This window comes from Mycobacterium sp. NGS69, from assembly GCF_059812165.1.
Genome location: NZ_JCALCD010000010.1, coordinates 46444 through 71450, shown reverse-complemented (window position 1 = coordinate 71450; position 25007 = coordinate 46444). Strand labels below are relative to the sequence as shown.

24 protein-coding genes and 1 pseudogene are annotated in these 25007 nt (G+C 68.0%); 15 read left to right on the top strand and 10 right to left on the bottom strand.

Features of this window, described 5'->3' with window-relative positions:
* Positions 1-47 precede the first annotated feature (47 nt).
* Positions 48-2282: a molybdopterin oxidoreductase family protein gene (locus AC5Y2S_RS25200; protein ID WP_499959097.1), complete on the top strand. Its 2235-nt coding sequence runs from the start codon at positions 48-50 to the stop codon at positions 2280-2282.
* Positions 2283-2308: 26 nt separating this feature from the next.
* Here the strand turns inward: AC5Y2S_RS25200 and AC5Y2S_RS25195 are convergent, their stop codons facing one another.
* From AC5Y2S_RS25195 to AC5Y2S_RS25185, 3 genes are all read right to left on the bottom strand, one after another.
* A complete protein-coding gene (locus AC5Y2S_RS25195; RefSeq protein WP_499959095.1) occupies positions 2309-2566 on the bottom strand; it encodes a hypothetical protein in 258 nt (85 codons plus the stop codon).
* A 26-nt stretch (positions 2567-2592) separates the two neighbouring features.
* A complete protein-coding gene (locus AC5Y2S_RS25190) occupies positions 2593-2907 on the bottom strand; it encodes a hypothetical protein (RefSeq protein ID WP_499959094.1) in 315 nt (104 codons plus the stop codon).
* Between the two features lie 122 nt (positions 2908-3029).
* Positions 3030-3890, bottom strand: a complete 861-nt coding sequence (locus tag AC5Y2S_RS25185) for an alpha/beta fold hydrolase (RefSeq protein WP_499959092.1) — start codon at positions 3888-3890, stop codon at positions 3030-3032.
* An 83-nt stretch (positions 3891-3973) separates the two neighbouring features.
* Here AC5Y2S_RS25185 and AC5Y2S_RS25180 point away from each other — a divergent pair, with 83 nt between their 5' ends.
* From AC5Y2S_RS25180 to AC5Y2S_RS25170, 3 genes are all read left to right on the top strand, one after another.
* Positions 3974-4591, top strand: coding sequence for a TetR/AcrR family transcriptional regulator (locus AC5Y2S_RS25180; RefSeq protein ID WP_499959091.1), 618 nt, complete (start codon positions 3974-3976; stop codon positions 4589-4591).
* 180 nt (positions 4592-4771) lie between these two features.
* Positions 4772-5878 (top strand): type III polyketide synthase, encoded by a 1107-nt coding sequence (locus AC5Y2S_RS25175; protein WP_499959239.1) that lies wholly within the window; start codon positions 4772-4774, stop codon positions 5876-5878.
* Positions 5879-5889: 11 nt separating this feature from the next.
* Positions 5890-6393 carry an isoprenylcysteine carboxyl methyltransferase family protein gene (locus AC5Y2S_RS25170; RefSeq protein WP_499959090.1) on the top strand — a complete coding sequence of 168 codons (504 nt, stop codon included), beginning with the start codon at positions 5890-5892 and terminating at the stop codon, positions 6391-6393.
* Positions 6394-6396: 3 nt separating this feature from the next.
* Here the strand turns inward: AC5Y2S_RS25170 and AC5Y2S_RS25165 are convergent, their stop codons facing one another.
* A complete protein-coding gene (locus AC5Y2S_RS25165; RefSeq protein ID WP_499959089.1) occupies positions 6397-7242 on the bottom strand; it encodes an SDR family NAD(P)-dependent oxidoreductase in 846 nt (281 codons plus the stop codon).
* 157 nt (positions 7243-7399) lie between these two features.
* Between AC5Y2S_RS25165 and AC5Y2S_RS25160 the strand changes: the two are divergent.
* Both AC5Y2S_RS25160 and AC5Y2S_RS25155 read left to right on the top strand, forming a co-directional pair.
* Positions 7400-8432, top strand: a pseudogene (locus AC5Y2S_RS25160) (alpha/beta hydrolase).
* 228 nt (positions 8433-8660) lie between these two features.
* Positions 8661-11360, top strand: coding sequence for an FHA domain-containing protein (locus AC5Y2S_RS25155; protein WP_499959088.1), 2700 nt, complete (start codon positions 8661-8663; stop codon positions 11358-11360).
* A gap of 127 nt (positions 11361-11487) precedes the next feature.
* Here the strand turns inward: AC5Y2S_RS25155 and AC5Y2S_RS25150 are convergent, their stop codons facing one another.
* The 3 genes from AC5Y2S_RS25150 to AC5Y2S_RS25140 form a co-directional block, all read right to left on the bottom strand.
* Positions 11488-11652, bottom strand: coding sequence for a hypothetical protein (locus AC5Y2S_RS25150; protein ID WP_197508680.1), 165 nt, complete (start codon positions 11650-11652; stop codon positions 11488-11490).
* Between the two features lie 127 nt (positions 11653-11779).
* Positions 11780-12604 carry a hypothetical protein gene (locus tag AC5Y2S_RS25145; protein ID WP_499906618.1) on the bottom strand — a complete coding sequence of 275 codons (825 nt, stop codon included), beginning with the start codon at positions 12602-12604 and terminating at the stop codon, positions 11780-11782.
* Positions 12601-13209, bottom strand: coding sequence for a TetR/AcrR family transcriptional regulator (locus AC5Y2S_RS25140; protein WP_499959087.1), 609 nt, complete (start codon positions 13207-13209; stop codon positions 12601-12603). The genes AC5Y2S_RS25145 and AC5Y2S_RS25140 overlap by 4 nt, the downstream gene beginning before the upstream one ends.
* Positions 13210-13359: 150 nt before the next feature.
* Here AC5Y2S_RS25140 and AC5Y2S_RS25135 point away from each other — a divergent pair, with 150 nt between their 5' ends.
* The 8 genes from AC5Y2S_RS25135 to AC5Y2S_RS25100 all read left to right on the top strand — a co-directional run bounded on the left by AC5Y2S_RS25135 (position 13360) and on the right by AC5Y2S_RS25100 (position 22269).
* The gene (locus AC5Y2S_RS25135) at positions 13360-14538 is read left to right on the top strand and encodes an acyl-CoA dehydrogenase family protein (RefSeq protein WP_499959086.1); all 1179 of its coding nucleotides are present in this window, start codon (positions 13360-13362) and stop codon (positions 14536-14538) included.
* Entirely contained in the window at positions 14528-15649 is a 1122-nt protein-coding gene (locus tag AC5Y2S_RS25130; protein WP_499959085.1) for an acyl-CoA dehydrogenase family protein, read from the top strand. The genes AC5Y2S_RS25135 and AC5Y2S_RS25130 overlap by 11 nt, the downstream gene beginning before the upstream one ends.
* A complete protein-coding gene (locus AC5Y2S_RS25125; RefSeq protein WP_499959084.1) occupies positions 15642-16142 on the top strand; it encodes a MaoC family dehydratase in 501 nt (166 codons plus the stop codon). Before AC5Y2S_RS25130 ends, AC5Y2S_RS25125 begins: the two co-directional genes overlap by 8 nt.
* 8 nt (positions 16143-16150) lie before the next feature.
* On the top strand, positions 16151-16597 hold the full coding sequence (locus AC5Y2S_RS25120; RefSeq protein WP_499959083.1) for a MaoC family dehydratase: 447 nt from the start codon (positions 16151-16153) through the stop codon (positions 16595-16597).
* Complete coding sequence (locus AC5Y2S_RS25115; protein WP_499959082.1) at positions 16594-17796, top strand: thiolase family protein; 1203 nt, start codon at positions 16594-16596, stop codon at positions 17794-17796. Before AC5Y2S_RS25120 ends, AC5Y2S_RS25115 begins: the two co-directional genes overlap by 4 nt.
* Position 17797: 1 nt before the next feature.
* A complete protein-coding gene (locus AC5Y2S_RS25110; protein WP_499959080.1) occupies positions 17798-18202 on the top strand; it encodes a Zn-ribbon domain-containing OB-fold protein in 405 nt (134 codons plus the stop codon).
* Positions 18203-18236: 34 nt separating this feature from the next.
* On the top strand, positions 18237-19814 hold the full coding sequence (gene fadD1 / locus AC5Y2S_RS25105) for a fatty-acid--CoA ligase FadD1 (RefSeq protein ID WP_499959079.1): 1578 nt from the start codon (positions 18237-18239) through the stop codon (positions 19812-19814).
* A 190-nt stretch (positions 19815-20004) separates the two neighbouring features.
* Positions 20005-22269: an MMPL family transporter gene (locus AC5Y2S_RS25100; protein ID WP_499959078.1), complete on the top strand. Its 2265-nt coding sequence runs from the start codon at positions 20005-20007 to the stop codon at positions 22267-22269.
* Positions 22270-22430: 161 nt separating this feature from the next.
* Here AC5Y2S_RS25100 and AC5Y2S_RS25095 read toward each other — a convergent pair whose 3' ends face one another.
* Positions 22431-23282, bottom strand: coding sequence for a DMT family transporter (locus tag AC5Y2S_RS25095; RefSeq protein ID WP_499906554.1), 852 nt, complete (start codon positions 23280-23282; stop codon positions 22431-22433).
* A 32-nt stretch (positions 23283-23314) separates the two neighbouring features.
* On the opposite strand from AC5Y2S_RS25095, the gene AC5Y2S_RS25090 reads away from it, so the two are divergent.
* Positions 23315-24055, top strand: a complete 741-nt coding sequence (locus AC5Y2S_RS25090; protein WP_499959077.1) for an SDR family oxidoreductase — start codon at positions 23315-23317, stop codon at positions 24053-24055.
* 15 nt (positions 24056-24070) lie between these two features.
* Here AC5Y2S_RS25090 and AC5Y2S_RS25085 read toward each other — a convergent pair whose 3' ends face one another.
* Both AC5Y2S_RS25085 and AC5Y2S_RS25080 read right to left on the bottom strand, forming a co-directional pair.
* Complete coding sequence (locus tag AC5Y2S_RS25085) at positions 24071-24418, bottom strand: hypothetical protein (RefSeq protein ID WP_499959076.1); 348 nt, start codon at positions 24416-24418, stop codon at positions 24071-24073.
* A gap of 26 nt (positions 24419-24444) precedes the next feature.
* Positions 24445-24942, bottom strand: coding sequence for a hypothetical protein (locus tag AC5Y2S_RS25080; RefSeq protein ID WP_499959075.1), 498 nt, complete (start codon positions 24940-24942; stop codon positions 24445-24447).
* Positions 24943-25007 lie beyond the last annotated feature (65 nt).

The following is a 25007-nucleotide window of genomic DNA, read 5'->3' as shown; positions in this document are numbered from 1 at the left end:
GCAAGATGGTACTTCCGCTACCTGTGGTAGCGGAATACAGTGGGTGGGTGACGACCGGCGATGACGGCAGGCATCTGCGCACCTGCCCACTGTGTGAAGCCATGTGCGGCTTGGAAATTCAGGTGGAGGGCGGCAAAGTCGCCAGCATCCGCGGCAACCGCGACGACGTCTGGAGCCGCGGGCACCTGTGCCCGAAGGGGGTGTCGCTGGCCGCGGTGCACGAGGACCCGGACCGCATCCGCCGCCCGATGGTCAAGTTCGACGGGCAGTGGCACGAGGTCAGCTGGGACGCGGCGTTTCGGCGGTGCTCCGAGCTGCTGACGCCGGTGATCGAGAAGTACGGGATCGGCGCGGTCACCGCCTATACCGGTAACCCGCTGGCGCACTCGTTTTCGCTGGCCCGGTATGCCGGAGTGCTGATGGGCATGTCCGGGATGCCGGTCACGTATTCGCCGGGCACCGTCGACCAGTGGCCCAAGAACCTCTCGTCGCATCTGATGTACGGCCTGTGGTGGAACTTCCCCGTGCCGGACATCGAGCGCACCGACCTAATGGTGATCATGGGCGCCAACCCCGCCGCGTCGCAGGGGTCGCTGCTGGCCGCGCCCGACGTGATGGGCCTGATCGCCGGGATTCGCAAGCGCGGCAAGGTGATCGTGATCGACCCGGTGCGCACCCAGACCGCGGCCCAGGCCGACGAGTGGCTCCCGATCGTCCCGGGCACCGACGCGGCGCTGTTGCTGGCCGTGGCGCACACCCTGTTCGACGAGGGCCTGGTCAATGCGGGACCGCACGTCGACGGCCTCGACACGATGCGCCGGGTCGCCGCCCAGTGGCCGCCGGAGCGGGTGAGCGCGGTCACCGGGATCGGCGAAGACCGGATCCGGCGGCTGGCCCGCGAACTCGCCGGCACCAAGCGATCGGTGGTGTACGGGCGAATCGGGTTGTGCAATCAGGAGTTTGGCAGCCTGGCCAGCTGGCTGGTCGACGTGATCAACATTCTGACCGGCCACTTCGATACCCCGGGCGGCGCGATGTTCCCCAGGCCGGCGGCCTGGTCGATCACCACGCAGCCACTGCCCGGCCTGGAGGGCGGCCTCCCGGAGTTCGGCCGATGGCACACGCGGGTGCGTGGCGCGAAGGAGGTTCTCGGGCAGGCCCCGGTGTCGTGCATGGCCGAAGAGATCGCCACACCCGGCGAAGGTCAGCTCAAGGCGCTGATCACCGTCGCCGGCAACCCCGTGTTGTCGACGCCCGGCGGCGACAAGCTCGACGAGGTGCTGCCGATGCTGGAAGCGATGATCTCCGTTGACCTTTGGCTCAACGAGACGACGCGGCACGCGGACGTGATCCTGCCCGGGCTGTCCCCGCTCGAGCAGCCGCACCACGACGACCTGATCCTGCTTTTCGCGATCCACAGCATCGCCAACTACTCGGCACCCGTATTCGATCCGGGCGATCGCCCGCACGAATGGGAGATCCTGATCCGGCTGACCGGCCTGTGCACCGGGACGCCGGCCGAGGACGTCGACGTCGCCGCGATCGACGACGGATTCTTCGACTACCTTGCCTTCACGCACGGGGTTGACGGCGCGGAGATCCGCAAGCTCTACGATCACGGCGGCCCGGAGCGGATGCTCGACCTGACGCTGCGAACCGGGCCCTTCGGGGACCAGTACGGCAAGAACCCGGGCGGGCTCACCCTGGACATGCTCAAGGCGAATCCGAACGGAATCGACTTCGGGCCGATGGTGCCGCAGCTTCCCGACATCCTGGGCACCCTCGACAAAAAAATCCACCTCGCCCCGCAATACCTGCTCGATGACCTGCCGCGCCTCGCGGCGCGCATGGAGCGCCCGGCCGAGCCGCTGGTCCTCGTCAGCCGCCGGCACCTGCGATCGAACAACACCTGGATGCACAACGTGCCCGCGCTGATGAAGGGCAGGGACCGGTGCACGCTGCTGATCCATCCCGACGACGCGGCCCGCTGCGGCGTCGCCGACGGCGATGTCGTCACGGTGAAGTCAGCGGCCGGCGAGATCAAAGTGCCCGTCGAGGTCACCGACGCGATCAAGCCCGGGGTGGTGTCGATGCCCCACGGCTGGGGGCATGGCAAGCCGGGCACCCGCATGTCGGTGGCCAACGGTTCGCCGGGCGCCAACACCAACGTGCTGTCCCCGCCGACGTTCCTCGACGAGCCGTCCGGCAACGGCGCCCTCAACGGCATCCCGGTGACGATCATCGACGATCAAGCCCGGTTTCGGCCCGCGCAAACGGTGTGAGCTTGGCGCGATTTCACAGCTGATCGCTAACAACGATCCAGCGTGCTGCTAACGCGATCCCGCAGCATTGCGGGATCGCGGCCAACAGGCAGATGGTGTTCGTTCAAACGCTTTTCGCCGGGGTCGCTACGGTCGCGACGCTGGCGTTGTTCTATGCGGCGCAGCCCGATGACGCGAAAATCGTTGGTGCGTCGATGAACTTGGCGGACCGCGGCTTCGCCACCGATGGCGACGACGACGAAGCCCAACTGCAGCAACAGCTGCAGATTCAGCAGTCGGAACAACAGGCCACCCTGTCGGTCCCCGGAAGCTAACTCAGCGTCGCGGCGGTGCGTTGCTGCCGCGCCGCCCGGATACCGGCGAATCCGAAGACAATCCCCATACTCATTGCCGCGGCGAGACTGAGCCACGAATACCACGTCACGCCCGTGTGTGGCGGCGAGACGAAGCTGTCCTGCAGCCCCGGCAGAAATGTCGGCAGCAGGTGTCCGTAGGTTGATGCCAAGGCCGTGCCGAACCCCACGGTGATCGCCGCCTGCGGCGCCCACCGCCGGCGTGCCAACACCATGAACACGGCGATCGCGATCGACAACGCCTCCGCGCCCCCACCGATCATCACCAGCATGGTCGCAGCCGACATCCCACGTCGGACGTGATCCACGGCGTGCGTCCCGAACCCGATCGCCAAGGCGACAGCGCTCCATCGTAGAAACTCCTGCGGGCCGGGCGATCCCGGACGATTCGACATCACAACTCTCCGTTCGCTATTGGCCGACTGCTTAACGCCGCTTGGATTTCGATCGCCACCTGTTGCGGGTTGTCCAGCGGGAACAGGGTGCGAGCGCCGGTGATCTCAACGAGTCGTGCGTCGGGGAACGCGTCGCACAACCGATGGGCAAGTTGGATGGGGAAGAACCGGTCCGCGTCGCCCCAGAGCACCACGACCGGTTTGGCGAATCGCCCAAACCGGGTCGACACCTCTACCAACTCGTCCGGGTCGACGCCACGCAGGAACTTGGCGGCGTCACGCCGTATGCCGCGATCGGCCAGGGCGGGCGTGACCCAGCGGCGAGTCAGGGCCGGATCCAGGGGTTTGGACACGTTCTGGCCCTGCACGCGTTGACGAATCCAGGCGGGCCGCATGAGCGACATCAGCGCATAAATGCCCGCGGCTCGTCGGCCCAGTCTGAAGACCGGCATCAACGAAGCGGGCGGGAACTGATCGAACGCGTCGCCGTCGGTCAGCACGAGTTGAGCTATCCGGCTGTCGTCAATGTCGATCACGAACTGGCACAGGGCAGTTCCGGTGTCGTTTCCCACCAGCGTGACGTCGGTGAGCCCGAGCTCTTCCAGGAAGGCGATGACCAGCCGCGCCACCCCACGTGGACGTAGATCCGCATCGGGTCTGAGCGCTATGGAGTGTGACCCCAGGGGAAGGTCGAGCGCGTAGGAGCGTATGCCGCGTGCGGCGAGGTCGTCGGCTACCCGACTCCAAACCTCGTAGTTGACCATCAGCCCGTGCAGGAACACGACGGGTGCACGCGAACTGTCAGCCGGTCCGGCGAGTCGGTACTGAACCGCCCCGTGGGGCAGGTCGATGATGGGCATCGAGAACTCCTGAGATACGATCCAACGAAACATACATACCGTATGTACTAACATACATACGGTATGTACGAGAGGCAAGGCCTATGAACGCCACCCGCCGAACCCAAGCCGAACGCGCCGCCGAAACCCGCGAGGCCCTGATCGCGGCGGCACGGCCGCTGTTCGCCGAGCACGGATTCAGTGAGGTGGCCTTGGAGACGATCGTGCGCGCGGCGGGCGTGACGCGGGGCGCGCTGTACCACCATTTCGCCGACAAGACCGAGTTGTTCGCGGCGGTGTTCGAGCGCGTGGAGGGAGAGCTGGCCGCGCGGATGGGCGACGCGATCGCGGCCTCGGGACAAACCGATCCACTGGAAGTGATGCGGCTCGGTGTGGGCTTCTGGCTCGACGCATGCTCGGATCAGGAGGTGCAACGGATCGTGTTGGTCGACGCCCCTGGCGTCTTGGGCTCGTCACGGTGGAGCGAGATCGGCAACCGTTACAACATCGGCCTGGTGCGGGAACTGCTCAGCGGCGCCATTGAGAGCGGCCGCATTCCGCCCCAGCCCGTCGAGGCGACCGCGTTGACCATGTTGGGCGCGATGCGGGAGGCGACGCTCTACATTGCTCGCGCGGAGGGACACGATCAGGCCCGCCGCGACGCGGGTGCCGTGATGAACCGACTGATCGATGCCCTCGCCGCGGAAAGCACTCGGCGCTGAAACGCCGGGCCACCAACTGTTTTCGCGGCAGCGAACGCAGCTGCCGAGCGGCCCTTCGGCGTATCCTTTCTCGCGCGGTTCATTTCGGCCGGCGATTTCACACCGGGGCCGAGATGTAATGTGGTTCACCTTTCATAGCATCTGATGAACCTTCGACGGCTCCATAGTCGTCGGGTGGGTATGACTGCAACAACGTATTCCACATCGGCGAACCATGCCGCCGCTCACGGGCGAGGGGCCCCGCGCATCGCGGGAACCGCGGTGGCCTTCACGCCGAACCGCTACGACCAGGAAGAGGTGGCGCGCGAGCTCACCGAGTTCTCGGAGCCGGGTTTCATGCGTTTCGCGCAGACCACGGGGGTCGACCATCGCAGCCTCGCGCTGCCGCTGTCGCGTTACCCGCGGCTGAGCGGATTCACCGAGGCGAACGACGCCTACCTCGAGGTCGCCGTCGACCTGGGGGAGCGGGCCATACGAAAGGCGCTGGCCGCGGCGGAGATTCAACCCGACGAGGTGGACGCCATCGTGATGGTCTCCAGCACGGGGATCGCGGTGCCGACCATCGACGCGCGGTTGATGTCACGCGTCGGGTTGCGGCCCAACATCAAGCGCCTGCCGCTATTCGGACTCGGCTGTGTCGCGGGCGCGGCCGGCATGGCGCGGGTGCACGACTACCTGCGCGGCTACCCGGGGGATGTGGCCGTGCTGCTGTCGGTGGAGCTGTGTTCGCTCACGCTGCAACGCGACGACACCTCGATCCCGGCCCTGATCGGTGTGTCGCTGTTCGGCGACGGTGCGGCCGCGGTGGTCGCCGTCGGCGCCGATCGAATCAGGCCGGGCCGCAACGCGCGTCGGGGCCCGCGGGTCCTGGCCACGCGCAGTCGCGTGATTCCCGAGACCGTCGATGTCATGGGCTGGAATGTCAGCTCCAGCGGCTTCCAGCTGGTGATGTCGCGGGACGTCCCGAAGATGGCCGACGACTATCTGCGCGCGGAGGTCGACGGCTTCCTGGGCGACCATGATCTGTCCATTGCGGATGTCTCGACGTGGGTCTGCCATCCCGGCGGCCCGAAGGTGCTCGATTCGATCGAGGACGCGCTGGGTCTGCCGCCGGAATCGGTGGCGCACAGCCGAGAATCGATGCGGGAGAACGGAAATATCTCGTCGGCGTCGGTGCTCGACGTGCTGCGCCGGACGGTGGCCGAACCGCCGCCGCCGGGATCCCTCGGGGTGATGCTCGCGATGGGTCCGGGCTTCAGCTTCGAGTTGCTGCTCCTGCAGTGGTGAGGGGGTAAACCATGTACTACTACCTGTTCATCCTCGCGATCGGAGCCGAGCGGCTCGTCGAGCTGGCGGTCGCCCAGCGAAACGCCAAGTGGTCGTTCGCCCACGGGGGCAAGGAGTTCGGCCGCGACCACTATCCCGCGATGGTCAGCATGCATACGCTGCTTCTGGTTTCGTGCATCGTGGAGGTGTGGACCATGGGCCGCCCGTTCATCCCCTTGCTGGGATGGCCGATGCTCGGCGTCGTGGTGCTCAGCACCGTGGTCCGCTGGCGGTGTGTCGCGGTGCTCGGCAAACGCTGGAATCCGCGACTCATCGTGCTCCCGGGCGCGCCGCTGGTCTCCGATGGGCTGTACCGATGGGTCCGTCACCCCAACTACACCGCGGTCACGGCGGAGGTCGCCGCGCTGCCGCTTGTTCATTCGGCGTGGCTGACCGCGATCGTGTTCAGTGCGGCGAACGCCCTGGTGCTCGCGGTGCGCATCCGCGCCGAGAACGCCGCGCTGGGTTACGCCTAGCAATCATGGCGCTACGGGACGATTCGTCCATTCCCGGCCGGCCCGGCGCGACGAGCGGAACCAGCCGCCCGCCGCGCCGGTGCCGCCGTCGGTCGGGATGGTGTGGCCGGTGACGAATGCCGACAGCTCCGAGGCGAGGAAAAGGATGACGCGGGCCTGGTCCTCCGGCAACCCCATCCGCCCGACCGGCACCCACCGCGGCCACTGAGTCTGCTCGTCCGCGGAGAGCCACTGCGAGTAGGGCACCTGCAGCGATTCGGTGACGTCGGGGCCGATCGCGTTGACCCGCACCCCGTCGCGGCCCACCTGCACCGCCAGGCTGCGGGTGAAGTGGATGACGGCGGCCTTGAAGGCCGCATAGACCGGATCCTCGGGGTAGCCGCGCAACCCCTCGACCGACGAGACGTTGACGATGGCGCCGGCCCGCTGCTCGATCATCGCGGGCAGGAACGCGTGCGTGACGAGGAAAACGTGGTGCAGGTTGATGCGGTACAGGTCGTCCCACAGTTGCGCGTCGGTGTCGACGAAATTGCCCGGGTGACGCAGCCAGTGCCCCACGTTGTTCACCAGCACGTCCACCCGGCCGTAGCGATCCAGCACCGTCCGCGCCAAGGCGCTGACCTGCGTCTCGTCCCGGACATCGGTCACGGCCGCCAGGCCCGAGCCTCCCGAAGCCGCGATCTGGTCGACGACGCGTTCGGCGCGGGCGGCGTCGATGTCGGCGATAACCACCCGGGCGCCGTGCTGGGCGAACAGGAGCGCGGTTGCCGCGCCGATACCACCGCCACCGCCGGTCACGACCGCGACCTTGCCGGCCAGCAGCGCGGCGGACTGAACTGCCTCTTCCATGGCTCATATCTTGGGCCACCCGGGTCGGCGCCGGCGCAGTTACCCACCTTCCCCGCGCACCAAACAGTGAGGAAGCCGACATTTGCCGGGGATTCAGCGCGCGTTTTTCCCGATTTGGGCCGGGTACCCGGTTCAGCTCCACGGAAGACGAATACAAATGCTGACGAAGCCAGATCGACGCCGCATATTGCCAAGCCACGCAATCAACCGGCGGGTGCACCATCGGCACAGTCCGCAATCTTTTGCGGTGTCGTTGGCCAGTCGGCTTATCGTCAAGAACATCGTGCGCGCCTGGGCCATTCAGCCGAATTTGCATTGGCCCCTGGGATACGTCGACGACTTTGCGGGTTTGCTGCGGAATTTCCCGTCCGCGGCGAGCATCGAACCGGTGCGCCTTGACGGCTGCGCCGCCGAATGGGTTCGCGCGCCGGGCGTCTCGTCGCAGCGGGCGATTCTCTACCTCCACGGCGGTGCGTTCCTGACCTGCGGCCTCAACACGCACCGATCCCTGGTGACCCACCTGTCGAAGGCGGCGGACGCCGCGGTGCTGACCGTCGGATACCGAAAGCTGCCGTCGCATCAGATCGCCGACGCGATCGAAGACGGAATGTGCGGGCTCCGCTGGCTGCGGGACCGCGGCTATGACGGGGACCGGGTGGTGGTGACCGGGGACTCGGCCGGGGGATACCTCGCGTTCATGACCACCCTCGCCGCCATCCGGACCGGCATGCTCAGGCCGGCCGGCGTCGCGGCGATCTCGCCGTTCACCGACGCGGACCCGACCCGAAAGCTGCGGCACCGCATATGCCCGCAGGTGCTCGATGTTCACCCGCGGGGCGTTGTCGATGTTCGCCCGGTACCTCGGCGAGGTGCGCGTTCCGCAGGGCAGGGGGACGTCCGCGCGTCGCGTCGAGTCGCCGGTTGACGCGGACCTTTCCGCATTGCCGCCGGTAACCATCCACGCCAGCTCCGACGAATTGTTGCTTCCCGACGCCGAGCTCATGGCGGAACGGTTGCAATTCAGCGGAGTTCGCTGCGACCTTCACCTGTGGGACGGCCAAATCCACGACTTCCCGCTGGCCGCCGACGTATTGCCGGAAGGGAGGCGGGCCATTCGATATCTCGGGGATTTCATCAAAGAAGTCACCGGGGGAGCGAGCCGCGTGCCTTACGTCGCGGCGGCGGGATAGCCGATATTTCGGTATCGAAGTCATTCGGGCGGCCCATATCGGGCCGTTTTTCGCGCCGCCCGAGTTTCTCACTGCGGGACGGTCCCGCAATTCCCGCCAGCCGGACGCGGTCGTCCTCCAGCGGAACCGGCCGTCGCCGCCGCGTCCACGGCGGCTACCCGGGCCACGAGCCGAGGCCGTGAAAGGCGCTGAGCACTTGGCCTGCAATCGGGCCCGCTGCCGATACAGTTGGTCATCGTGAGCCCACCAGCCCCGCCAGTGCTGACCGTGCGGTACGAGGGATCGGAGCGCACCTTCGCAGCAGGCACCGACGTCGTAATCGGGCGTGATCTTCGCGCGGACGTCCGCGTCGCACACCCGCTGATCTCCCGGACGCACCTCATCGTGCGTTTCGACCAGGGACGATGGATGGCCATCGACAACGGCAGCCTCAACGGGCTCTACGTTCACAACCGTCGCGTGCCGGTCGTCGACATCCAGGACGGCCTGCGGGTCAACATCGGCAACCCGGACGGTCCCGCGCTGACCTTCGAGGTCGGCCGCCACCAGGGTTCGGCCGGGCGGCCGCCCCTGACCACGTCGATACCGATTTACACCGCGAGCACACCGAGCGCCCCCGTGTCCCAGAGCCAGCCACAGCACGTCAGCCCGCACTGGCCGGGCCAACCCCCGCAGTCGCCCTCGGCCCCGGTCCGCCAGCCGACACATCCGCCGAGCGCGCCCCGGCCGATCCACCCGCCCAGCGGGCCGCAGCCAATTCATCCGCCCACCGGGCCGCAGCCGTGGCAGCCGAGCGGCGGACATCCGACGGGAGCGCCGAGCGAACCGCTGCAGGCGCCAAAGATCTACCGGGCACAACCCATGCAGGTGCCGCCGGCGGAGTCCGAGACCGGCCGCGTCGCCGAGCCGGCGGGCGTCGAGACCGGCCGCGTCCCCGATGCCGCCAATATCGCCACGTCGATGATGAAGATCCTGCGGCCCGGCCGAACCGGGTTGGTGTCGATGCCCGGCGCGGTCAAGATCGGCCGGGCCAACGACAACGACATCGTCATTCCCGAGGTGCTGGCGTCGCGCCACCACGCGACCCTGATTCCGACGCCGCAGGGCACCGAGATCCACGACAACCGCAGCATCAACGGAACTTTCGTCAACGGCGCCCGGGTGGAAACGGCCGTGCTGCACGAGGGCGACGTCGTCACGATCGGCAACATCGACCTCGTTTTCGCCGGCGGCACGCTGGCGCGCCGCGATGAGACCGCGACCGCGACGCGCGGCGGCGGCCTCGACGTGCGCGGGGTGACGTGGACGATCGAGAACAACAAGGTCCTGCTCGACGACATCTCGCTGGGCGCCCAGCCGGGAACGCTGACCGCCGTCATCGGCCCGTCGGGCGCGGGAAAATCGACGTTCGCGCGGCTGGTGGCCGGCTACACGCACCCGACCAAGGGCACCGTGGCCTTCGAGGGGCACAACGTTCACGCGGAATACGCCTCGCTGCGCAGCAGGATCGGGATGGTGCCGCAGGACGACGTGGTGCACGGGCAGCTGACCGTGCAGCAGGCGTTGATGTATGCGGCCGAGCTGCGGCTGCCACCCGACACCACCAAGGACGACCGTGCGCAGGTGGTGGCCCGGGTGCTCGAGGAGCTCGAGATGACCCAGCACCTGCACACCCGGGTCGACAAGCTGTCCGGCGGCCAGCGCAAGCGCGCGTCGGTGGCGCTGGAGCTGCTGACCGGGCCGTCGCTGCTGATCCTGGACGAGCCGACCTCCGGCCTGGACCCGGCCCTGGACCGACAGGTGATGACGATGCTGCGGCAGCTGGCCGACGCCGGTCGCGTGGTGCTCGTGGTCACCCACTCGCTGACCTACCTGGACGTCTGCGATCAGGTCCTGCTGCTGGCGCCCGGCGGAAAGACCGCATTCTGCGGGCCGCCGAGCCAAATCGGTTCCGCGATGGGCACCACGAACTGGGCCGACATCTTCAGCACGGTCGCGGGCGACCCCGACGGCGCCAAGGCGCGCTACCTGGCGCGGACGGGCCCGCCCCCACCGCCGCCGCCGGCGGAGAAACCGGCCGAAATTGGCGACCCGTCGCACACCAGCCTGTTCCGGCAGTTCTCCACGATCGCGCGGCGGCAGGTGCGGTTGATCGTGTCCGACCGCGGCTATTTCGTCTTCCTGGCGCTGCTGCCGTTCATCATGGGCTCGCTATCGATGTCGGTGCCCGGCGATGTGGGCTTCGGCAGACCGGACCCGATGGGCGCCGCGCCCACCGAGCCCGGGCAGATTCTGGTGCTGCTCAACGTCGGCGCGGTGTTCATGGGAACGGCGCTGACGATCCGCGATCTGATCGGCGAGCGCGCCATCTTCCTGCGCGAGCAGGCGGTCGGCCTGTCGACGTCGGCGTACCTGTTGGCGAAGGTTTTCGTGTACACGGTGTTCGCGGTCATTCAGTCCGCGATCGTCACCGTCATCGCGATCGTCGGGAAGGGCGGTCCGACGCAGGGTGCGGTGGCGTTGGGCATTCCCAACCTGGAGCTGTTCGTCGACGTCGCCATGACGACCGTCGCCTCGGCGATGCTCGGGCTGGTGCTGTCATCCATCGCGAAGTCCAACGAACAGATCATGCCCCTGCTGGTCGTCGCGGTCATGTCGCAGCTGGTGTTCTCCGGCGGCATGATCCCCGTGACCGATCGGGTCGGCCTGGACCAAATGTCTTGGGCCACACCGGCGAGATGGGGCTTCGCCACGTCGGCGTCCACCGTTGACCTGCTCAGCCTGCAGGACAAAGTCCCGTCGGTGCCGCACGACTCGCACTGGCGTCACACGGCCGGCGCATGGTGGTTCGACATGGGCATGTTGGTATTGCTCAGCGCCGTGTACCTGGGCTTCGTGCGCTGGAAGATTCGGCTCAGGGGCGGCTGATCGATCGCGGGTTGGGGTGTGTACTGGCGGCTTTCAGTGTGTAGCCGGGGCGGCCAAATCGCGATTTTCCCGCCCTACGTTCACACCCAAAACCCTGGGCTCACACCGAAAGCCCTGGGGCAACAACCTAGGCGCCCTTGCGGACCACCTGTTCGGCGGCGGCGCGCATCCGGTCCGACAGCTGAAGCAGGGCGTGCTCGCCGACCCCGTGCGGCACCGTGTAGGCGAGTTGCCGCAGCTCGAGGGCGCAATCGCGCAACTCCTGGCGGAGGCGTGTCTCAAGGGTGGGCATGGCTTCTTCCTCTACGCGTGGGGGCTGAGCAAAATTCTCGCAGCCCGGCCATGTATCCGCGATGTGGGCGAAGCGTTTTTACGGGAGATTGACAGCGTTTTTACATCCGGTGAACGCGTGTTACCGATCAGGGGCGCACGGCGACGAACGTCTCGTTGGGCACGCCGGCGGCCAGCCCGTCGACGTCGAAGGGTTCGCGCAGCCGCGCGTGCAGCTTCGCGGGATCCGTGATCAGGCTGATCTCCGCGGTCTGCCGCGCGAACAGGCGCCCGAAAAGCGGGTAAAGCCAACGCATTAACGCCCGCTCGGAGCGGGTGCAGCGCGCCGCGCAGTAGCCGACGTGGCCGAGTTCGTCGGTGAGGATCTCGGTGTAGAGCCGATCGATCCGCGCGGCCACGTCCGGCTCGTCGGCGAACAACTCGACGCCAACCCGGCGCAACTCGTCAAACATGATGCAGCCCGCCATCTCTCCCGCGCCGACGAACGGGAATCCGATGCGTTCGGGCAGGAAAACTTCCATCTTGACGAATTGCCGCATCACGAACGGCGGCACCACGACCTGGAACGGCAGCCCGAACATGTCCAACACGTAGCTCAGCAGGCGGGTGTGGTAGTGCTCCTCGAGCGCCAGATACACCCGCTCGGGCGGCTGGTCCGCGCCGCCGATCCGTCCGTACGTATCGCCCAGGTCCACGCCGAATCGCTCCGCCTGGTTCAGTTTCGCGGTGGCCAACAGGAACAGCATCTCGCGGGGCAGCCCCGACTCGGGTCGGCGGCGGCGCAGGTTTCGCAGGAACACGCGCTGATCGATGTGCCGGCTGGAGCGAATCGGGTCGGCCGTCAGCGACCCGAAGAATTCCTCCCGGCTGGAAAGTCGGCGATGCAGCAGATCCGCGTCGCCGTCCCGACGTACCAGAAAGTCCCGGTATTCCTCGATGGCCGTGCTGGTCATGACGCCTCCATTCCGTTGACGATGGTCTTGACGTATCGATCCAGGAGCGCCGCACGTGACCGCGGTGCCGTTGCTGTGGTGACCAGCAATGCGAACAGGCCGGTCAGGAAGATGACGCCGAGTTCACCGGCGTCCGCATCGGGCGACACCCGTTGCGCGGCCTGCGCTTCGGCGATCGCGGCGATCACGAACTCTGCCAGCGGGTGCTCACCGAGTTCGTCCTCGATGGGGCGCGTCGCCGAGAAGTGCAGCCCCAGCATGTCCCTGAAGACGACCGGCCCGAGCCGCTCCTCGGCCGCAAGCACCTGGCGCACCAGCGACGTCAGCATCGCCCTCAGGTCGCCGGGCGCGCCGGTTTCGGCGGCCAGCATCGCGACGATCTTGGACTCCTCGTCGCGTTCCAGCTCGGCCAGCACGTGTTCCTTGGTCGGGAAATGGAAATAGAACGTGCCCCGCGCCACCCCCACCGCCGAAGCGATCGCGGCGACGTCGGTGCCCGCCAATCCCGAGCGCGCGATCTCGGCGACCGTGGCATCGAACAGGCGCGCCCGCGTCTGCAGCCGCTGCGCCTCCCGCGCGCTCATGACCGACGTCGTCGAAGGCATGCGAGCGAAACTACCCCTTTCGTTGACGGGCGTCAATGACGGTCGTCAGCAGCGATCGACGCCCGGCCAATGGGAACGGCATCTGGCGGTGCCGATGGTGGCTGAGCACACTGAGAGGGCACATAACTCATCTGGGGCAAAGGGGCCGGGATGGATTTCGAGCTCGACGCCGCGCAACGCGCGTGGCTGACCGAGGTTCGCGGATTCCTCCAGGAGCACGTCACCGACGAGCTGCGGGCCGAACTAGCGCAGCACGACCTGGAATTCCCCGACGGCGAGGTGGCCCGGTTTCGCCGCAAGGTCGGCGAGAAGGGCTGGTTCGGCCTCAACTGGCCGCGCGAGTACGGCGGGCTCGGCCTCGGCGCCGTGCATCAGCACCTGCTGATGAGCGAGTTCGAATATTGGGGCGTGCCCGGACCCGACCTGACGGTCACCTCGGTGGCGCCGATGATCATGCGCCACGGCACCGAGCGGAACAAGGCCGAGTGGCTACCGCGGATCGCCACGGGCGAAATGGTCTGCGCCGTCGGCTATTCGGAGCCCGACGCGGGAACCGACCTGGCCAGCCTGCGCACGCGCGCCACCCTCGACGGGCAGCACTGGGTGATCAACGGCACCAAGATCTGGAACAGCGGCGCCCAGCGCGCCACCCACGAATGGCTGTGCGTGCGCACCGATCCGGATGCCGCGCGCCATCGCGGGATTTCGGTCATCATCGTGCCGATCGACAGCCCGGGCGTCGCGATCCGCCCGCTCTACGCGTGGTCCGGCTATCGCACCAACGAGGTGCGATTCGACGACGTGCGCGTCCCCGTCACCAACCTGATCGGCGAAGTCAACCGGGGTTGGACCTACATCACCGGCGCCCTCGACCTGGAACGAGGTGCGCTGACCAACGCCGGCGATCTGCGCCGCGCCGTCGACGACTTGCACGAACTGGCGCTCCGGCCGCGCCGGGACGGGACGATGCCCGCGCACGAACCGGCCCTGCGCCGCCGCCTGGCGCGGGCCGAGGCAGACGTGGAGGCGGCCACGCTGATGGGCTACGAGGCCGCGTCCATCCTGGACGGCGGGGTCATCCCGACCGTGGAGGTCAGCGTCGAGAAGGTCTTCACCAGCGAATTGCGCCAGCGCATAGCCGAATTGGCGCTCGATGTGCTGGGGCCGGACGGCCTGCTGGCGCATCGCAGCCGGGATGCGCCGTTGGGCGGCAAGTTCGAGCGGCTCTACCGGGCCGCCCCGTTGATGCGTTTCGGTGGGGGCACCAACGAAGTCCTGCGCGACATCATCGCCCAGCGCGGCCACGGGATGCCGTCATATGGACGTTAGGCCGACCGCCGAGCGGCGCGAGTTCGCCGCGACCCTGCGCGCGCTGCTGTCGGCCGAGAGCCCGATCGGCCTGGTGCGCGGCCTGAGCGAACCCGGGACCGACCGAAGCGCCCCCGCCCTGTGGAAGGCGTTGGCCGACGCCGGTGTCTTCGGGCTGGCCGTCGCCCTCGAGCACGGCGGGTCCGGGGGCTCCCTGGAAGATCTCGCCGTGTTCTACACCGAGGCCGGGCGCGCGCTGTGCCCGACGACGGCGCACAGCACGATCGCGGCCGTGTTGGCGGTCGATCAGCTTGGCGCCCAACGCGCCAAGGCCGAGTGGCTGCCGCGGCTGACGAGCGGCGGCATTCGCGGCACCACCGCGTTGTGCAACGCCCGCGACGCCGCCGTCATCGCGCCGGTGCTCCGCGCCGAACCGGACTCGACCGGCGGCTGGCGGCTGACCGGCACCGTGGACTACGTCCCCGACGCCGACTTGGCCGACGTCGTCGTGGTGTCCGCCGCCGCCGGCGAGCGCACGCGCGCCTTCGTCGCGGACACGCACGCGGGCGGCCTGAGCATCGAGCCGCTCGCGACGGCCGGCGGGCACCGGGCGTGCACGCTGCGCTTCGACGGCGTGGTCGTCGACGCCGGCGCGCTGCTCGGCGATGCCGACCCGCGGGATCTGCGCCGCGTCGCCAACACCGCGGTGGCGCTGGGATCCCTCGACCTGGTCGGGGTCGGGCAGGCCGTGCTGGGCCGCACCGTGGAATACACCAAGCTGCGTCACCAGTTCGGCCGCCCGATCGCCTCGTTCCAGGCGGCCCAGCACCTGATCGCCAACATGCACATCGCCTTGGCCGCGGCGCGATTGGCCGCGCACTCCGCGGTGTTCTGGCTGGCCCGCGGTCACGTGGCGACCCGGCAAACGGCGATCGCGCGCATGCACGCGGCCACCGCGGCCCGGCTGATCACCCTCGACGCCCACCAATTGCACGGCGGGATGGGCTATGTCACCGAAACCGACCTGCACCTGTGGAGCGAACGGGCGCGGCTGGGCTCGACGCTCGGCGGCGGAGCCGACACCGCCGCGGGGTGGCTGGAAGCGATCCTTCAGGAGGGCGCCGATGAGTGAGGAAACCTTGATCGACGCCGAGTCGGCGTCGCGGGTGGGCGCCGTCGCCGCGTCCGCCAGCGGCGAGGTGAACCGGCGCGACTGGCAGCGCTGGGCCGCGGCGGTCGGTGACCACAACCCGTTGTGGTTCGACCCGGAGTACGCCCGGGCCAACGGCTTTCGCGACATCATCTGCCCCCCGCTGTTCCTGCAATACGCGGTGCTGGGTGTCACCCGCCTGGACGGGCTGCGGGCCGACGGATCCTCCGGAGCGGCCTCGGGCAGCCTCGCTTTTCCGCGCGCCCCCAAGCGGATGGCCGGCGGCGAGAGCTTCACCTTCCACCTGCCGGCCTACCACCGCGACGAGATCGAGATGGTGCGAACCATCGAATCCATCGTCGAAAAGCAGGGCCGGTCGGGCAGATTCGTGCTCGTCACCTGGCACACCGTGTACCGAAACCAGCACGACGATCTCGTGGCCGAGGCGTCGACGTCGATGATCGCGCGACCCTAGGAGCACCAATGGAAGGCCGGCAGGTGTTCTACGAGGACGTCGCGGTGGGCGACCGGATGCCAACGCTCACGGTCACCGTCGACGAAACGCAACTGTTCTTCTTCAGCGCCGCCACCTACAACGGCCACCGCATCCACTACGACAAACAGTGGGCCCGCACCGTCGAGGGCTACGACGACGTGCTCGTCCACGGCCCGCTGCAGGCGGCGCTGCTGGCCCGCGCGATCGGCGACTGGATCGGCGGACGCGGCCGCCTGGTGTCCTTCTCGGTGCAGAACCGGGCCGTCGCATACCCCGGCCAGCCGCTCAGCTTCGGCGGCGAGGTCACGGGCAAACGCCTCGCCGAGAACGGCGCGGGACTCCTGGATCTCGAGATCGCTGGCCGCCGAGACGACAACGTGCTGATGCCCGGAACGGCGACCGTCGAGTTGCCCCGGCGCGGAACGCCATCGTGACCGGGCTGCGCGGCGAAGCGGCGATCATCGGGATCGCCGAGCTGCCCGCCGAAAAGCGCCCCAGCGGGCCGCCGCGGTTCACCCTCGACCAGTACGCGTTGTTGGCGAAGCTGGTCATCGAGGACGCCGGCGTCGGCCCCGCCTGCGTCAACGGCCTACTTACCCACGGCGTGGCCGAATCCGCGATGTTCGCGCCGGCCACGCTTTGCGAATACCTCGGTATGGCATTGGATTTCGGTGAGCGAGTGGATTTGGGCGGCGCCACCTCGGCGGGCATGGTGTGGCGCGCGGCGGCCGCCGTGGAGCTCGGCATCTGCGACGCGGCGCTGGCCGTGGTCCCCGGATCGGCCTCGGTGCCGCAATCCCAACGGCGCCCGCCGCCCGCGCCGAATTGGTATGGGGCGTCGTCGAACACCTACGGCTCGCCGCAGGCCGAGTTCGAGATCCCCTACGGCAACGTCGGCCAGAACGCGCCGTACGCGCAGATCGCTCAGCGCTACGCGGCCGAGTTCGGCTACGACGCCGCCGCCGTCGCCAAGATCGCGGTCGACCAACGCGCCAACGCGTGCGCGCATCCGGGCGCGGTGTTCCACGGGACGCCGATCACGGTGGACGACGTCCTGTCCAGCCCGATGATCGCCGACCCTATCCACATGCTCGAGACGGTGATGCGGGTGCACGGGGGAGCCGGCGTGCTGGTCGCCAATGCCGACGTCGCGCGCCGCGGCCGTCACCGCCCCGTGTGGATCAAGGGCTTCGGTGAGCACATCGCGTTCAAGACGCCCACCTACGCCGAGGACCTGATGCGCACGCCCATCGCGCGGGCCGCCGAGAAGGCGTTCGCGATGGCGGGGCTGAGCCGCTCCGATGTGGACGTCGCCTCGATCTACGACTGCTACACCATCACGGTGCTGATGAGCCTGGAGGACGCCGGCTTCTGCGCCAAAGGCCAAGGCATGTCCTGGATTACCGGCCGCGATCTGACCTACCGCGGCGACTTTCCGCTCAACACGGCGGGCGGTCAACTGTCCTTCGGTCAGGCCGGGATGGCCGGCGGCATGCACCACGTCGTCGACGGCACGCGCCAGATCATGGGCCGGGCCGGCGACGCGCAGGTGCCCGACTGCAACGTCGGATTCGTCACCGGCAACGGCGGAATCATGAGCGAGCAGGTCGCACTGCTGATCCGGGGGGACTAGCGTGACCGCCGAATATCCCGTGCCCGAGCCCACACCCGTGTCCCGGCCCTTCTGGGACGCCCTGGCCCAGCACCGAATCCTGGTGCAGTTCTCACCGTCGCTGCGACGCCACGTCTTCTACCCGCGCACCCTGGCCCCGGGCACCCTCGCCGACGACCTGGAATGGCGCGAAATCGACGGCGCGGGAACGCTGTACACGTTCACCGTCGCGCGCCGGCCCACCGGTCCGCCCTGGGCGGACGCGGTGCCGCAGCTGCCCGCGGTGGTCCAGTGGGACGCCGGGCCGAGGATCAGCACCGAATTAGTGGACGTCGATCCGGGCGATATCCGGATCGGAATGCGGGTCACCCCCGTGTTCTACGATCTCGACGGCGGAATCACCTTGCTGAAATACCGGCCGGCATGACCGGCGCAACGGTGCGGGCGGAGGCCACCACCCGATGACCGAGACAGTGCAGGAGCTGCTGCGCCGGCGCCGGAATGACGACACCCCCGCGGTTATCCACGGCGACCGGACCTGGACCTGGCGGCAACACCTGGCCGAGGCCGAGGCCGAGGCGGCCGCGCTCATCGGCCTCGCCGACCCGGCGCGTCCGCTGCATGTCGGCGCGCTGCTCACCAATTCGCCGGCGATGCTGCGCGCCATGGCCGCCGCCGCGCTGGGCGGCTACGTGTTGTGCGGGATCAACACCACCCGGCGCGGGGCCGGCCTGCTCGCCGACATCCGGCGCTCCGATTGCCAGATCCTCCTCGTCGACCGCGAGCACCTGTCCCTGCTGGACGGTCTGGCGCTCAACGGAATTCAAATCATCGACGTGGGCTCGACGCGCTACGCCGAGGCGGTGGCCGCGGCGCCGGCCCTCATTCCGCATCGCGAGGTCACCGCCGCGGACACGCTAATGATGATCTTCACCTCCGGCACCAGCGGCGTCCCCAAGGCCGTGCGATTCGCGCACGGCATGGCGATCATGTGCGGGACCAGCCTGATCTGGCAGTACGACGTCACCGCCCAGGACGTCTGCTACCTGTCGATGCCGCTGTTTCACTCCAACGGCATCGCCGCCGGGTGGGCGGTCGCCATCGGAAGCGGCGCCACGATGGCGCCGGCCAAGTTCTCGCCGTCACGCTTCATCGACGACGTGCGCCGCTATGAGGTGACCTACCTGAACTACGTCGGCAAGCCGCTGGCGCTGATCCTTGCCACGCCCGAACGTCCTGACGACGCCGACAACCCCCTGCGCGTCGCGTTCGGCAACGAGGCGACGGATCGCGACATCGACGAATTCGCAAGGCGTTTCGGATGCCGAGTCATCGACAGCTTCGGCTCCAGCGAGTTCGCGGTGATCGTGGTGCGCGAGGACGGCGCCCCGCGCGGCTCGATCGGCAAGCCCTACCCGGGCGTCAGCATCTACAACCCGAACACGTTGCAAGAGTGCGCCGTCGCGCGGTTCGACGAACACGGCGCACTGACCAACTTCGACGACGCCGTCGGCGAGCTCGTCAACACCCAGGGCGCCGGCCCGTTCACCGGCTACTACAACGATCCCGCCGCGACGGCGGAGCGCATGCGGCACGGCATGTACTGGTCCGGCGATCTGGCCTACCGCGACGCCGACGGCTGGATCTATCTGGCCGGCCGCACCGCCGATTGGATGCGGGTGGACGGTGAAAACCTGGCGGCGGCCCCGATCGAGCGGATCCTGGAACGGCTGCCGCAGGTCGGCCAGGTCGCCGTTTACGCCGTGCCCGACGAGCGGGTCGGCGACCAGGTGATGGCGGCCCTCGTGCTCCGTGACGAAACCCCGTTACAGCCGGCCGATTTCGAGAAATTCCTCGCCGCACAGCCCGACCTGTCGCCCAAGGCGTGGCCGCGCTACGTCCGCATCAACGACGACCTGCCCGCAACCGCCACCAACAAGATCCTCAAGCGGGAGTTGATCGCCGCCGGCGTCACCGCGCAGGGCGGGGTGCTGTGGGCACGTGAACCGCGCGGCACGAGCTATAGCGTGACGATCTGACTTAACGGGACTCGGCGGGCGTGGGCGCAATCTCGTGGAACTGTTCGGTGGCCGCTAAGGCGGGCTTCCACCATTTCGCCAGGGTCAACAATTCGGTGACCTCCTCGTCGAGGGTTGTCGCTCGGGAGCGCAGGATCTAAGGAGGGTACGTCGGGCGAAGTCCGGGCGACAAACCTCGGAAGGACACTGCATGCTGCACCGGATCACGCTGTTGGCGATCGCCGCGCCGCGGCGGGTCATCGCCGTTTCCGTGGTGTTCTTTATCGGGGCGGCGGTCTTTGGCGCCCCGGTCGTTCAGAGTCTGTCGGTGGGCGGCTTGCGGGCTCCGGGATCGGAGTCGGCCCAGGCCAGCGGGCTGTTGGCCGACGAGTTCGGTCAAAGCGATCAGCAGTTGCTGTTCATGGTGACCGCGCCCGGAGGCGCCCGCAGCGATCAAGCGCGTCGGGTCGGCACCGATATCGTCGACGACCTGCTGCGATCCCCTTACGTGTTCAACGTGTCCTCCCTGTGGACCGCGGCACCACAGGCCGCCGCCGGGCTGGTCAGCAAGGACGGCAAGTCTGGCCTGATCGTGGCCAACCTCAAGGGCGGAGAAAACAATGCACCGAAATACGCAAAAGCGCTGTCCGATCAAGTGGGCGGCAACCGGGACGGGGTCGCCGTGCGCGCCGGGGGTATGGCGATGGTCTACGCGCAGGTTAACGATCAAACCCAACGCGACCTGGCGTTGATGGAGTCCATCGCAATCCCGTTGAGCTTCCTCGTACTGGTGTGGGTGTTCGGTGGACTGCTCGCGGCAGCGTTGCCGATCGCCGTGGCGCTGATCGCCATCGTCGGTTCCATGTCGATACTGCGGTTGCTGACTTTCACCACGGACGTCTCGATTTTGGCGCTCAACCTGAGCACCGCGCTGGGCCTGGCGCTGGCCATCGACTACACGCTGTTGATCATCAGCCGCTACCGCGACGAGCTGGCCGAAGGAGCCACTCCCAACGACGCACTGATCCGGACGATGGCCACGGCCGGGCGAACCGTGCTCTTCTCCGCGACTACGGTCGCGTTGTCGATGGCCGTGATGCTGTTGTTCCCCATGTACTTCTTGAGATCGTTCGCCTATGCCGGAGTTGCAACCGTCGCATTCGCGAGTCTCGCGGCGATCATGGTGACCCCGGCAGCGATTGCCGCACTGGGGCCTCGGCTGGACTCCCTGGATGTTCGTCGGCTGGCACGTCGGGTGCTGCATCGACCCGATCCGCTGCCGCGACGACCAGAGCAGCTGTTCTGGTACCGGTCAACCAAGCTGGTGATGCGCCGAGCGGTGCCCATCGGTCTGGCAGCGCTCGCCGTCCTGCTGCTGCTGGGGTTCCCATTCCTGCATGTGAAGTGGGGCTATTCCGACGACCGCCTGTTGCCGCGCTCTGCGTCCGCCCATCAGGTGGGCGACGAGCTGCGCAGCGGTTTCGCCAACGATTCCGCGCCGGCGATACAGGTCGTCATCCGCGACGCGCGCGACCTGGATCCGGCCGACCTTGACGGCTATGCTGCCGACCTGTCTCGGGTGCCCGACGTGTCTGCGGTAGCCGCTCCGGCCGGCACCTTCATCGATGGGCACGAAGTTGGGCCACCGGCGGCCGCGACTGGGATCGCCGGCGGCAGTGCATTTTTGACCGTCGTCAGTTCCGCGCCGTTGAATTCGTCAGCCTCCGACATCCAACTCGACCGGTTACACACGATACCGGCCCCCGGTGGCCGGTCAGTCCAGCTCGCCGGCCTCGCGCAAGCCGACCGCGACAGCGTCGAAGCCATCACCTCGCGCCTGCCGCTGGCGGTCGGGTTTATCGCTGTCGTCACCTTCGTACTGCTGTTTTCGCTTACCGGTAGCGTGGTGCTGCCGCTCAAGGCGTTGATCCTCAACGTGTTATCGCTGACGGCGACGTTCGGTGCCCTGGTATGGATATTCCAAGAGGGCCACCTTGACGCCCTGGGGACCACGTCTACCGGAACGTTGATCGCCAACACGGCCGTGCTGATGTTCTGCATCGCGTTCGGCCTATCCATGGACTATGAGGTCTTCCTGGCGTCACGGATTCGCGAGTACTGGCTGGCATCGGCCCGTAGCAGCGACGCCAGCGACGCGAGCGTGGCGTTGGGCGTGGCCCGTACCGGGCGCGTGATCACCGCCGCCGCGCTGGTCATGTCAATCTCGTTTGCCGCGCTGGCCGCCTCGCAGGTGTCGTTCATGAGGATGTTCGGGCTCGGACTGACCCTGGCCGTGCTCATCGACGCCACCGTGATACGCACCGTACTGCTGCCGGTCTTCATGCACGTGCTGGGCCGGGCCAACTGGTGGACCCCCAAACCGCTGGCCTGGCTGCACAACCGGATCGGCATCAGCGAATCCGCCAGGCACGTGGCGCCCGGCTTTGCGCCTGGTTACGTGGCCGAGGATGACTAGCGGGAGCCGGTCTGTAACGGGCCGTGTGGCGCAATCGGGTTGGCCCCTAGCCGTTTTCGCATGCCCAGGCTCCGGCCCGGCTGGACCGCCCACGCAAACTGACCCGCGTCGTCGGCGTCCTGGGCTCGGTCGTCACTCAGGGCCGCTATATCGGAAATGACTCAACCGGACTCGGCCGGCGTGGGCGCCTCGCCGAACCGGGCCAATACCAGTGTTCCGGACACGGCCACAACGAATCCCGCGATCACCAGCCAGCCGAGACCGTCGCGAGCGGTGTCACCCAGCCAGACGACTCCCACGATCGCGGGAGCGATCGTTTCACCGACGACCATGGCGGCCACTGTGGTGGTCACGGATCCGCGATGCAAGGCCGATGTGAGCAAGAGGAATCCGGCGGCGCCGCCACCGGCCGCGGCGTACACGGCCGGCTGTGTGTAGAAGGCGGCCTTGGTCGGGTCGATCACGTCGATCAGCCGCACGCCGATCTCCACCACCCCGAATCCGCTTCCGGCGCAAAGCCCAAGCGCAAGCGCGCGCTCGCGATCGTGCAACCGGCCCGCGGCGGCACCGACGACGAACAAAGCGGCGACCACACCGATCAGCGCCCAGCCGAGTCCCTCGGGGGCGTGCCGAAAATGCCCCGGCCCGGCCGCGGAGGCCAGCACCGCGAGGCTCACGCAAACCACGCTGACGGCCGCCCACTCGGCCCGTGAAAGGCGCGCCGACAACACCCACGCGGACACAATGCCGGTGACCGCGATCGAGGCGGCCAGCGCCGCCGCGACGACATAGATCGGCACCAACCGCAGCGCGATCACTTGAAGCAGGAACCCGAGGACGTCAAGGCCGATACCGGCGATGTAGCGCCACTGCCGCACGGCCCGCATCAGCAGGACCGCGTCGACACCCGACTTGCTGGCGGGTTCCACCGACCGCGTCGCCACCGCCTGCAATACCGTGGCGGTGCCGTAGCACACCGAGCAACCCAGCGCGAGCAGGAACCCGATGAGCACGGTATGACAATACGAGACGAAGGGATTCTTCGATGATTGGCGTCGCGGGCAAAGTTGTCGCTATCGCAGGCGCAAGCAGCGGAATAGGGGAGGCAACCGCGCGTCTGCTCGCCGAGCGCGGCGCCAGCGTTGTCCTCGGTGCGCGTCGCGTCGAGCGCCTCGAGGAGATCGCGCGCGAGATTCGCGATGGTGGGGGAGCCGTCGTCATTTGCCAGACCGACGTGACGCGCCGCGCGGATCTCGACCAGCTGGTCGCGACGGCTTCCGGTGAATTCGGTTCCCTCGACGTACTGGTGAGCAACGCGGGGATCAGCAAGATCGGGCCGGTGTCGAACCTCGACGTCGATGGGTGGTCGGCGATGATCGACGTCAATCTGCGCGGGGTGCTGCACGGCATCGCCGCGGCCTTACCGGTCTTCCGCCGACAGGGCCGCGGCCACTTCGTGACGACCGTATCCACCGCCGGGCTGAAGATCGTCCCCACCATGGCGGTGTATGCGGCTACGAAGAATGCCGTACGTACCGTCATGGAAGGCCTGCGCCAAGAATCGACCGATGGCGTCATCCGAACCACTTCGATATCACCGGGATTCGTCGACACCGAGCTCGACGGTTCGATCGACGATGCGGCCCTGCGCGACCAGATCCGGCGGACCATGAGCGACTTCGGTTTGTCGCCGGCGGCGGTGGCGCGCGCCGTTGCATTCGCGATCGAGCAGCCCCACGACGTCGAGATTGGTGAGATCGTTATCCGCGCCACCGTCCAGGGTTAGCGGCGCAGAGGCCCGTCACATCTCCGAGATGATGTGGGCGCGCTTCGCGCTGTACTCCGAGTCGGAGATCGCGCCGGCGGCGCGCAACGCCTCGAGCTCTCTGAACCGTTCGGAAACCGGCACCGGCGGCTCCGGATACGAAAGCGCTATCGGATGCGCGGGCCGCCTGGTGTCCCGGGCGCCCCACCCCGCGCCGAGGTTGATGAGTCGCAGCGCGAAGAGCACACCGCCCGCGGTGATCGGCAGCCCGAGGTAGAGCATCCAGCCCAGCGGCAGGCCGGCGCGGCTCAGCGCGAGGTAGCGCGTCAGTAGCAGCAGGGCGATGAGCGCGCCGGACAACAGGACTGCGGCCTTGATTTTCATGCGGCAAGTGGAAACCGGGCGGGCGGCTACCGATCCCAACTGCGGCAGAGGTACTGCAGCACCAGGGCGGTGACCATCCCGTATCCCAGGTGCGGGATCAGATCGCTGACCCACCCGACGACACCCCAGGTTCGCGGGTCGGTCACGCCGAGCACGGTCATCGGACCGTTGGTGCCGATGAGGGCGATCGCCGTCGCGACCAGCGTGGCGACCACAAGGCTCGGGCGCCAGCCCAGCGCGTAGGCCAGCCCGAGGATCAGCCCCATCCCGATCCCCGCGGCATACCCGGTCAGCGCGCCGAGACCGAGCATCCGGTTGGCCAGCACGTCACCGGATCCCGGCACCGCCAGGCCGAACAGTTTCGCCATCGCTTCGACGGTCCGTTCGGGCGTCGAGCTCGTCGGCCGGCCCCGCACCGCGATGTCCAGATAGGTGATCACGTTGAGCGCGGTGGTACCGGCGGCCCCGGCGGCGGCGCCGCTGAGCAGCCCTGGCCAAAGCCGGGCAATTCGCGTGGTCCTCACTGGCGACCGCCTCATATGCTGACAGCTTGCGTCGGGTTTGACTAAAGCACCCTGTATGGCGGTGC

Bases quoted from the DNA above. Each gene is read 5' to 3' on its own strand.
- AC5Y2S_RS25165 (WP_499959089.1), bottom strand. From the start codon at position 7,242: ATGGAAGAGGCAGTTCAGTCCGCCGCGCTGCTGGCCGGCAAGGTCGCG.
- AC5Y2S_RS25150 (WP_197508680.1), bottom strand. From the start codon at position 11,652: ATGCCCACCCTTGAGACACGCCTCCGCCAGGAGTTGCGCGATTGCGCC.
- AC5Y2S_RS25145 (WP_499906618.1), bottom strand. From the start codon at position 12,604: ATGACCAGCACGGCCATCGAGGAATACCGGGACTTTCTGGTACGTCGG.
- AC5Y2S_RS25085 (WP_499959076.1), bottom strand. From the start codon at position 24,418: ATGAAAATCAAGGCCGCAGTCCTGTTGTCCGGCGCGCTCATCGCCCTG.
- AC5Y2S_RS25120 (WP_499959083.1), top strand. From the start codon at position 16,151: ATGGAAGGCCGGCAGGTGTTCTACGAGGACGTCGCGGTGGGCGACCGG.
- AC5Y2S_RS25090 (WP_499959077.1), top strand. From the start codon at position 23,315: ATGATTGGCGTCGCGGGCAAAGTTGTCGCTATCGCAGGCGCAAGCAGC.
- AC5Y2S_RS25170 (WP_499959090.1), top strand. From the start codon at position 5,890: ATGTACTACTACCTGTTCATCCTCGCGATCGGAGCCGAGCGGCTCGTC.
- AC5Y2S_RS25135 (WP_499959086.1), top strand. From the start codon at position 13,360: ATGGATTTCGAGCTCGACGCCGCGCAACGCGCGTGGCTGACCGAGGTT.
- AC5Y2S_RS25175 (WP_499959239.1), top strand. From the start codon at position 4,772: ATGACTGCAACAACGTATTCCACATCGGCGAACCATGCCGCCGCTCAC.
- AC5Y2S_RS25185 (WP_499959092.1), bottom strand. From the start codon at position 3,890: ATGCCCATCATCGACCTGCCCCACGGGGCGGTTCAGTACCGACTCGCC.
- AC5Y2S_RS25100 (WP_499959078.1), top strand. From the start codon at position 20,005: ATGCTGCACCGGATCACGCTGTTGGCGATCGCCGCGCCGCGGCGGGTC.
- AC5Y2S_RS25130 (WP_499959085.1), top strand. From the start codon at position 14,528: ATGGACGTTAGGCCGACCGCCGAGCGGCGCGAGTTCGCCGCGACCCTG.
- AC5Y2S_RS25140 (WP_499959087.1), bottom strand. From the start codon at position 13,209: ATGCCTTCGACGACGTCGGTCATGAGCGCGCGGGAGGCGCAGCGGCTG.
- AC5Y2S_RS25190 (WP_499959094.1), bottom strand. From the start codon at position 2,907: ATGCTGGTGATGATCGGTGGGGGCGCGGAGGCGTTGTCGATCGCGATC.
- AC5Y2S_RS25180 (WP_499959091.1), top strand. From the start codon at position 3,974: ATGAACGCCACCCGCCGAACCCAAGCCGAACGCGCCGCCGAAACCCGC.
- fadD1 (WP_499959079.1), top strand. From the start codon at position 18,237: ATGACCGAGACAGTGCAGGAGCTGCTGCGCCGGCGCCGGAATGACGAC.
- AC5Y2S_RS25125 (WP_499959084.1), top strand. From the start codon at position 15,642: ATGAGTGAGGAAACCTTGATCGACGCCGAGTCGGCGTCGCGGGTGGGC.